Source organism: Streptomyces recifensis, assembly GCF_002154615.1.
Taxonomy (GTDB): domain Bacteria; phylum Actinomycetota; class Actinomycetes; order Streptomycetales; family Streptomycetaceae; genus Streptomyces; species Streptomyces griseoluteus.
The window spans coordinates 1-8,893 of the sequence record NZ_MUNH01000431.1; the positions used below are offsets into that span (position 1 = coordinate 1).

Below are 8,893 nucleotides of genomic sequence, written 5' to 3' on the forward strand. Positions count from 1 at the left end.
CCGTCTTCGCCTCCCGCCGCGCGATCAACGCCGTGTGGGCGGCCCTCGCCCTGGCAGGCGTCTTCCTTCTGGGCGGCGGGAGGCGAAGACGGACAGGGCGAGCGGTCCGAGGACTTCCAGGGTGACCGCGAGACCGAGCGGGATACGGGCGACCGCCTGGTAGAAGAGGCCGTTCATCCCGGCCATGGTGAGACCGAAGACGATCACCGTCCCCCAGTCGGTACGGGAGTGCCCCCGCAGCCGGGGCCGGCACACCACCAGCAGCACGACGGCCGCCGCCACCAGGCGCAGCGTCACCACGCCGAGCGCGCCCGCGCGGGGCATCAGCGTCACCGCGAGCGCCCCGCCGAACTGGACCGATATCCCGCCGGCCAGCACCAGCCCGACCGGCCCCAGCGAGCCGAACCGGCCAGGGGAGTCCGGAGTGAGGGGGGTCTTGGCCGGGGCGGAGGTACGGACGGTGGTCACGGGCTGTCCTGGGGAGCGGCGGGAGTGGGCTTCATTCGTACACCTCGATGTACTTCCCGGTCCACGGTAATGGACCTCCGTCAGGTGTGTGAACCCTTATGCCACTGTACGCAGGCGGTGTCTTGGATTCTGAGATCAGGGACCGGCGGGCCGGTGCCTCAGCGGCGGGCCATGTACAGGTCGAACGCCTTGTGCAGCACCTTGTTCAGCGGGAAGTCCCACTCCCCCACGTACTCCGCCGCCTCGCCGCCCGCGCCGACCTTGAAGCGGAGCAGGCCGAGCAGGTGGTTGGACTCCTCCAGGGTGTCGGTGATGCCCCGGAAGTCGTAGACGTGCGCGCCCAGCTCATGGGCGTCGGACATCATCCGCCACTGCATGGCGTTGTTGGGCTGCACCTCCCGCTTGCGGGCGGTGGAGGCGCCGTACGAGTACCAGACGTGGCTGCCCACGATCAGCATCGTCGCCGCCGCCAGCACCTCCCCGTCGTGGTGGGCGAGGTACAGCCGCATGCGGTCGGGGTCCTCGTGGGCGAGCGCGGTCCACATCCGCTGGAAATAGGCCAGCGGACGCGGGATGAAACGGTCGCGCTCGGCCGTCTCCCGGTACAGCTCGTAGAACACCGGCAGGTCGTCCGCGCCGCCGCGCACCACCTTCACGCCCGCCTTCTCGGCCTTCTTGATGTTGCGCCGCCACTGCTGGTTGAGCCCGCCGTGAATCTCCTCCAGCGACCGCCCGGCGAACGGCACCTGGCACACGTACCGGGGCTGCCCCACCGCGAAGCCCTCCTCCGCGTCCGGCTCGCTCTGCCGCCATCCCATACCGCGCAGCCGGTCGGCGAGGGCCTGGGCGCGCGGGTCCTGCCAGGTCGGCTCGGCGTCCCGGAGCCGGTGTGCGGCCGGGTCGGCAATGGCGGCCTTGACCGCCTCCGGACTCCAGCGCCGCGCCACCACCGGCGGGCCCATCTTGACCGAGAACGCCCCCCGCGCCCTGAGGTGCGCCAGCATCGGTTCCAGCCAGCGCTCCAAGCCGTCCGCGTGCCAGTCGATCACCGGCCCCTCCGGCAGATACGCCAGATACCGCTTCACCTTGGGCAACGGCCGCAACAGCACCAGCCCCGCCCCCACGATCCGCCCTTCCTCGTCGAACCACCCGAGGCTCTCCGCCCGCCAGTCGGGCTTCACCTCCCCCCACGACGGCACCTGCATATGGCTGACCGAGGACCGCGAACCCACGAAGGCCAGGTGCTCGGTGCGGCTCACGGGGCGCAGGGTGAGGGTCATACGGAGGACTCCTTCGCGCTGGCAGATCCGGTCACCCTACGATCCTCACCGCCCGCCCCCGGGGCCGAACCACCGCCGACGTCCCGTATCCGCCACCGCTGCGCGCAGCCCCTGCACGCGGGGCGGACCGTGAACCACCCCCGCCCCTGGCTCACTCCCGCTCCTCCCTGTCCAGCCCCTCCGCCAGTACCTCTGCCAGATGCCGGGCCCGTATCCCCGTCAGTTGCTCGATCTGGGTCCGGCAGGAGTAGCCGTCCGCCAGGACCGCCGCGCTCTCGGGGGCGGAGTGGAGGGCAGGGAGGAGCTGGTCCTCCGCGCAGGTGCGGGAGATGTCGAAGTGGCCCCTTTCGAAGCCGAAGTTGCCGGCCAGGCCGCAGCAGCCGCCGGTCAGGGGGCCGGTGAGGGCGGCGGAGCGGGGGGCCGGACTCGGAACGCCCTTGACGCTGCCGTCAGGATCGAGGAAGGCGGGGTCGCCGCCGGGGACCATGCCGAGTTCGCGGGCGCGGCGCTGGAGGGCGTCGGGCGCGGAGTAGGCGTCGATGTCCCGCTGGAGGGCCTGTTCCTCGTCGGTGAGGCTCTTGGTCCGGCGCTGTATGTCGTCCAGCTCGAACGATCCTTCGCTGAGCGCGGAGTTGAGCACCAGCAGGCCGAGGAGCCCGCCGCCGAGGAGCAGTACGACGAGGAGGACGAAGGGGGTGCGGGCCGCGCGGGCGCGGCCGGCGGGGATGAGCCGGGCGAGCCGGGCCGCCCTCCCCCGAGGTGCGGGCTTGCTGCTCACTGTCCCTCCCGGCGGGTCGTGGCACCCGGCCGGCCCCGTTCGTTCACTCGGCGTCCTCCCTGATGCGCTCGACGCCGCGCAGCCTGGCCGGGGCGGCCCGGCGGTTCTCGACGATCTCCTCCTCGGTGGGCAGTTCGGCACCGCGGGTGAGGAGCTTGAGGCGCGGCTGGTAGCGCTCGGGCACCACGGGCAGTCCGGGCGGCGCGGTGGTGGCGGCGCCGGCCGCGAAGACCTGCTTGACCAGCCGGTCCTCCAGCGACTGGTACGACAGCACGGCGATCCGCCCGCCGACCGCGAGCGCCTTCACCGCCGCCGGTACGGCCCGTTCGAGTACGGAGAGTTCGCCGTTGACCTCGATACGCAGGGCCTGGAAGGTGCGCTTGGCCGGGTTGCCGCCGGTGCGCTTGGCGGCCTGCGGCAGGGCGTCCCGGATCAGCTCGACCAGGCGGGCGCTGTTGGTGAACGGCTCCTTCTCGCGCTCGCGGACGACCGCCGAGACGATCCGCTTGGCCTGCTTCTCCTCGCCGTACGCGCGCAGGATGCGCACCAGTTCGCCGGCCGGGTAGGTGTTGAGGACCTCGGCGGCGCTGATGCCGGTCGTCTGGTCCATGCGCATGTCGAGCGGGGCGTCCTGGGCGTAGGCGAAGCCGCGGTCGGCCTCGTCCAGCTGCATGGAGGAGACGCCGAGGTCGAAGAGGACGCCCTGGACGGACGGGATGCTCAGGCGGTCGAGTACCTCGGGGAGTTCGTCGTAGACGGCGTGCACCAGGGTGGCGCGGTCGCCGTAGGGGGCGAGGCGTTCGCCGGACAGGCGGAGGGCTTCCTTGTCCCGGTCGAGGCCGATCAGCCGGGCCTCGGGGAAGCGGGCCAGCAGTGCCTCGCTGTGGCCGCCGAGGCCGAGGGTGCAGTCGACGACCACCGCTCCCGGCCGCTCCAGGGCGGGCGCCAGCAGGTCCAGGCACCGCTGGAGCATCACCGGGACGTGTCGACTCTCGGTCAAGGGGGCCTCTCATTCCGGCGGGCGGTACGCACCGCCGGGTCCCCGCCCGCTCCGTGAAGGGGAGGCCCGCCGGCGCCGGAAGCGTCAGCCGGCCGGGAGCGGGAGGAGGCCGAGCCGCACGTACGCGCCGCGCACGCGGGGAGACGGTCCGGACGGATGCCGGGATCTCCGGGGGTTTCACCAGCGGGAAGAGCCGCGCCTCCCGCTTCGCGTCACTTTAGTCCACCCTGTGTCGCGGTCAATCAACCGGCCTGCGCGTCGCGTACGGCTTCCGGGCGGGCCCCGCGATTCGCCGGGATTCACCCGTCCGGCGGAGGTTCGCGCTCCGTGTGGGTTAGCTCACAACAAGCCACGAAGCGGTTCTTTGTGGCCGTCCACAGCAGGCCGGGGACACCGGTGACCAGTAACGTCGGGGGCATGACGACTTCCGCAGCAGTTCCGACCGGGTCCGACGGCGCCATAACGGGTGACGGCAGCGTGACGGACCGCCTGGTCGACGCCAACCAGACATATGCGAGCGAATTCACCGACCCCGGCATGGACGCGCGTCCGGTGCTCCAGGTCGCCGTCGTGGCCTGCATGGACGCCCGCCTCGACCTGCACGCCGCGCTCGGCCTGGAGCTGGGCGACTGTCACACGATCCGCAACGCGGGCGGCGTGGTCACCGACGACGTGATCCGTTCGCTGACCATCAGTCAGCGCGCGCTGGGCACCCGCAGCGTGGTCCTGATCCACCACACCGGGTGCGGTCTGGAGTCCCTCACCGAGGAGTTCCGGCACGACCTGGAGATGGAGGTCGGCCAGCGCCCGCCGTGGGCGGTGGAGGCGTTCCGGGATGTGGACCAGGACGTACGGCAGTCGATGCAGCGGGTGCGTACCTCCCCCTTCCTGCTGCACACCGACGACGTGCGCGGCTTCGTCTTCGACGTGCGCACCGGTCTGCTCCGTGAGATCGACCCGGCCGACGGCGGCGCCGCGAAGTCGGCCTGACGCCCCAGCGGCCCTCCTCCCCCCCTCGTAGCGGGGGGTGAAAGGGCCGCAAGCCCGGCATCACGGGGGCAGTTGTCCACAGGCGGTGACACGAATCCGTAACGGCGGCAAGAATGCGGGGTGTGACGGCGCGCGGCCTGGTCCGCGCGGCGTCGCAGTTCCGGGGTGGGCCGGTCGCGCTCGCGTGCACAGGCCCCGGGTGATGACGGGCCGAGGAGGGCCGGGTGACGACCTATGACGATCGGGCGAGCCAGGGGGGCGTCCCCGCTCGGACGGAGTCGGGCGCGGGGCGGGATCTGACCGCCACCGCGGAGCGTGTCCGCGCTTCGGTGGAGGACGTGATCGAGGGCAAGCCCGAGGTCGTACGGCTCGCGCTGACCGTGCTGCTCGCCGAGGGGCATCTGCTGATCGAGGACGTCCCCGGCGTGGGCAAGACCATGCTGGCCAAGGCGCTGGCGCGGTCCATCGACTGCTCGGTGCGGCGCATCCAGTTCACCCCCGACCTGCTGCCCTCGGACATCACCGGGGTCTCCATCTGGGACCAGCGGGGCGGTGATTTCGAGTTCAAGCCGGGGGCGATCTTCGCGCAGATCGTGATCGGCGACGAGATCAACCGGGCCTCCCCCAAGACCCAGTCGGCGCTGCTGGAGTCCATGGAGGAGCGCCAGGTCACCATCGACGGCCACAGCTACGAACTGCCGAGCCCCTTCATGGTGGTGGCGACGCAGAACCCGGTCGAGATGGAGGGCACGTACCCGCTGCCCGAGGCCCAGCGCGACCGCTTCATGGCCCGTGTCTCCGTGGGCTACCCCAGCGTCGAGGCCGAGCTGCGGATGCTGGACGTGCACGGCGGCGCCTCTCCGCTGGAGGACCTGGCGCCGGTGGCGCACGCGCACGAGATCGTGAAGCTGATCGAGACGGTGCGCACGGTGCACGTCTCGGAGGCTGTGCGGCGGTACGCGGTGGAGCTGGTCGCCGCCACCCGCGTCCACCCCGACCTCAGACTCGGCGCCTCGCCGCGCGCGACGCTGCACCTGCTGCGCGCGGCGAAGGCGTCCGCCGCCCTGGAGGGCCGGGAGTACGCGCTGCCGGACGACCTCCAGGCGCTCGCGTCGCCCGTGCTGGCCCACCGGCTGCTGCCCACCTCGGAGGCCCAGCTCAACGGGCGGACGGCCGAGGACGTGGTGCGGGAGATCATCCAGCACACGGCCGTGCCCACCACCGGCCGGCAGAGCGGCTACGACGGCCTGGACGCCTCGCCGGCCCTTCCCCCGCGGCCGCTGCGGTCTCCCCGGGGTCTGTGATGTCCGCCGGGGGGCGGGGCGGGGTGCGCGCGACGCTGTCGGGTCTCACCACCCGCGGGCGCTCCTTCCTGGCCGCCGGGATCGCGGCCGCGATCTGCGCCTACGTGCTCGGCCAGGACGACCTGCTGCGGGTCGGGCTGCTGCTGGCGGCGCTGCCGCTGCTCTGCGCGGGCGTCCTGCACCGCACCCGGCACCGGGTGACCGCCGAGCGCGGCCTCGCCCCCGCACGGGTGCCCGCGGCCGGGGAGGCGCGGGTCCGGCTCAGGGTGGACAACGTCTCCCGCCTGCCCACCGGCCTGCTGATGCTCCAGGACCGGGTGCCGTACGTACTGGGGCCCCGCCCGCGCTTCGTGCTGGACCGGGTCGAGCCGGGCGGCCACCGCGAGGTGTCCTACCGGGTGCGCTCGGACCTGCGCGGCAGATACCGGCTCGGCCCGCTCCAGGTGCGGCTGAGCGACCCGTTCGGGATGTGCGAGCTGACCCGGTCCTTCTCGGCGTACGACACCCTCACGGTGCTGCCCAGGGTGGAGCCACTGCCGCCGGTGCGGTTCGGCGGGGAGGCGCTCGGGCACGGCGACGGGCGGCAGCGCTCGCTGGCGCTGGCCGGCGAGGACGACGTGATCCCGCGCGGCTACCGGCACGGTGACGACCTGCGCCGGGTGCACTGGCGCTCCACCGCCAAGCACGGCGAGCTGATGGTGCGCCGCGAGGAGCAGCCCCGCCGCTCGCGCTGCACGGTGCTGCTGGACACCCGCGCGGCGGCCTACGAGGGCGCGGGCCCCGGCTCGGCCTTCGAGTGGGCGGTGTCGGGGGCCGCCTCGGTGGTGGCGCATCTGCTGGAGCGGGGGTTCTCGGTGCGGCTGCTGACGGACTTCGGGGTGACGGTGTCCGGTGAGGGCGGCTCGGGGCACGAGCGGGCGGCGGCGGCCGCGCTGATGATGGACACCCTCGCGGTGATCGACCACTCCGACGGCGCCGACCTGGCGGGCGCGTACGACGTGCTGCGGGACGGGCACGACGGGCTGCTGGTCGCCTTCCTCGGTGATCTGGACGGCGGACAGGCGGCCTCGGTGGCCCGGATGCGCGGGCGCGGCGGCGCGGTCGCCTTCGTGATGGACCCGGACGCCTGGACGCGCGAGCCGACGGCGGTGCCCGAGCCGAACGCCCCGCTCCCCCAGCGGCTGAGGGTGCTGCGCGAGGGCGGCTGGACGGCGCTGGGCGTGCCGCGCGGGGCCTCGCTGGAGGAGCTGTGGCGGCAGGCGGACCGGGAGCGGCCGGGGCCGGCCGCGCTGAGCGGGAAGGCACGGGGATGAGCGGACGGGCACGACTGGCGCTGTGCGCGGCGGCGGCGACGCTGATGGCGTCCTCGGCCCTGCTGCCGCTGGTCGACGGCCCCACCTGGCTGCTGCTGTCGGCGCTGCTGGTGGCCGTGCAGGCGGGCGTGGGCACCGCGGCCAGGCGGGTTCCGCTGTCCCGGTCGCTGACGCTGCTGGCGCAACTGCTGGTGACACTGGTGCTGCTGACGCTGGTCTTCGCGCGGGCCGAGGCGCTGGGCGGGCTGCTGCCGGGGCCGGACGCGTTCTGGCGGTTCGGGGCGTTGTTCGGGCAGGGCGCGGACGATGTGAGCCGCTACGCGATCCCCGCGCCGCTGACCGACGGCATCCGGCTGCTGCTGGTCGGCGGGGTGCTGCTGGTGCATCTGCTGGTGGACACCCTCGCGGTGTCCTTCCGGCGGGCGGCCCCGGCGGGGCTGCCCCTGCTGGCGCTGTACTCCGTGGCGGCCGGGCTGTCGGACGGGGCCGCGGACTGGCTGTGGTTCCTGGTGGCGGCGGCCGGTTATCTGATGCTGCTGCTCGCGGAGGGCCGGGAGCGGCTCGCCCAGTGGGGCCGGGTCTTCGGCGGCACCTCGCGCGCGGGTGCCCCGGCGGGCGGGTTGACGGCACCGGCGCGCACCGGCCGCCGGATCGGCGCGGTGGCGCTGGGCGTGGCCCTGGTGGTGCCGCTGGCCCTGCCGACGCTGCACGGCGGCCTGCTGGGCCGGGCGGGACCGGGCGTCGGCGCGGGCAACGGCCGGGGCGGCACGATCTCGGCGGTGAACCCCCTGGTGTCGCTGCGGGACAGCCTGAACGTGGACGACGACCGCGAGGTGCTCTCCCTGCGGCCCAGCTCCGGCGAAGTGCCGGACATGTACGTGCGGATAGTGTCCCTGGACGACTTCGACGGCACCGACTGGAAGCCGTCCCAGCGCCGCATCGCCGCGGTGCCCGGCGTCTTCCCGGCCCCGGTCGGCCTGAGCGACGACGTCAGGCGGACCACGCTGCGCACGGTGATCACGGCGGCGGACTGGTACGCCCAGGACTGGCTGCCGATGCCGTATCCACCGAGCGGCGTCCGGATCGACGGCAACTGGCGGTACGAGCCGGTCGGCATGACCCTGGTGGGCGACCACGGCCAGACCACGCGGGGCGAGACCTACCAGGTCACCAGCCTGGATCTGCGGCCGACCGCGAAGCAGCTCGCCGAGGCCCCGAAGCCGCCGGCCGCGCTGGAGCGGGAGTACACGCGGGTGCCGTCCCGGCTGCCGGACGTGGTGGCGCGGACCGCCGAGAAGGTCACCTCCGGGGCCCGCAACCACTACGAGGAGGCGGTACGGCTCCAGGACTGGTTCTCGGTGGACGGCGGCTTCCGGTACGACACCGAGGTGCAGGTGGGCCGGGGCGCCGACGCGATCGCCAACTTCCTCAAGAAGAAGGAGGGGTTCTGCGTCCACTTCTCCTTCGCCATGGCGGCGATGGCCCGCACGCTGGGCATTCCGGCCAGGGTGGCGGTGGGGTTCGCGCCGGGCACCCCGCAGGGGGACGGCTCGGTGTCGGTGAGCCTGAAGGACGCGCACGCCTGGCCGGAGCTGTACTTCCAGGGCGTGGGCTGGACCCGGTTCGAGCCGACGCCGACGCGGGGCACGACCCCGGCCTACACCCAGCAGGACACCCCGAGCAGCGGCCGCCCGGACCAGGAGCTGCCCCCGCGCGGGGCGTCCAGGGAGCCTTCGGCGGCGGCGACGCGGGGTGAGAAC

The 8,893-nt window shown here is 73.5% G+C and carries 7 protein-coding genes and 1 pseudogene; 4 read left to right on the forward strand and 4 right to left on the reverse strand.

Translation table 11 applies throughout. From position 1 onward, the window contains the following. Nucleotides 1-72: 72 nt before the first annotated feature. The 4 genes and pseudogenes from CCN33_RS21685 to rsmH form a co-directional block, all read right to left on the reverse strand. Nucleotides 73-468: pseudogene (locus tag CCN33_RS21685) on the reverse strand (EamA family transporter); the annotation flags it as partial. Between the two features lie 158 nt (nucleotides 469-626). Beyond that, entirely contained in the window at nucleotides 627-1,748 is a 1,122-nt protein-coding gene (locus CCN33_RS21690) for a lipid II:glycine glycyltransferase FemX (protein WP_086695221.1), read from the reverse strand. 151 nt (nucleotides 1,749-1,899) lie between these two features. Beyond that, complete coding sequence (gene ftsL, locus CCN33_RS21695) at nucleotides 1,900-2,526, reverse strand: cell division protein FtsL (protein ID WP_167387914.1); 627 nt, start codon at nucleotides 2,524-2,526, stop codon at nucleotides 1,900-1,902. A 43-nt stretch (nucleotides 2,527-2,569) separates the two neighbouring features. Continuing rightward, nucleotides 2,570-3,526, reverse strand: a complete 957-nt coding sequence (gene rsmH / locus CCN33_RS21700) for a 16S rRNA (cytosine(1402)-N(4))-methyltransferase RsmH (RefSeq protein WP_086695222.1) — start codon at nucleotides 3,524-3,526, stop codon at nucleotides 2,570-2,572. 417 nt (nucleotides 3,527-3,943) lie between these two features. On the opposite strand from rsmH, the gene CCN33_RS21705 reads away from it, so the two are divergent. The 4 genes from CCN33_RS21705 to CCN33_RS21720 all read left to right on the forward strand — a co-directional run. Next, nucleotides 3,944-4,516 (forward strand): beta-class carbonic anhydrase, encoded by a 573-nt coding sequence (locus tag CCN33_RS21705; RefSeq protein WP_086695223.1) that lies wholly within the window; start codon nucleotides 3,944-3,946, stop codon nucleotides 4,514-4,516. A gap of 224 nt (nucleotides 4,517-4,740) precedes the next feature. After that, nucleotides 4,741-5,820: an AAA family ATPase gene (locus CCN33_RS21710; protein WP_244173896.1), complete on the forward strand. Its 1,080-nt coding sequence runs from the start codon at nucleotides 4,741-4,743 to the stop codon at nucleotides 5,818-5,820. Further along, nucleotides 5,820-7,133, forward strand: coding sequence for a DUF58 domain-containing protein (locus CCN33_RS21715; RefSeq protein ID WP_086695224.1), 1,314 nt, complete (start codon nucleotides 5,820-5,822; stop codon nucleotides 7,131-7,133). Before CCN33_RS21710 ends, CCN33_RS21715 begins: the two co-directional genes overlap by 1 nt. Continuing rightward, nucleotides 7,130-8,893 (forward strand): transglutaminase TgpA family protein (locus CCN33_RS21720; RefSeq protein ID WP_086695226.1); only part of this gene is annotated, 1,764 nt, incomplete at its 3' end. The genes CCN33_RS21715 and CCN33_RS21720, both read left to right, overlap by 4 nt.

Coding starts and splice junctions, on each gene's coding strand:
- CCN33_RS21705 (WP_086695223.1), top strand. CDS start 3,944: ATGACGACTTCCGCAGCAGTTCCGACCGGGTCCGACGGCGCCATAACG.
- CCN33_RS21690 (WP_086695221.1), bottom strand. CDS start 1,748: ATGACCCTCACCCTGCGCCCCGTGAGCCGCACCGAGCACCTGGCCTTC.
- CCN33_RS21715 (WP_086695224.1), top strand. CDS start 5,820: ATGTCCGCCGGGGGGCGGGGCGGGGTGCGCGCGACGCTGTCGGGTCTC.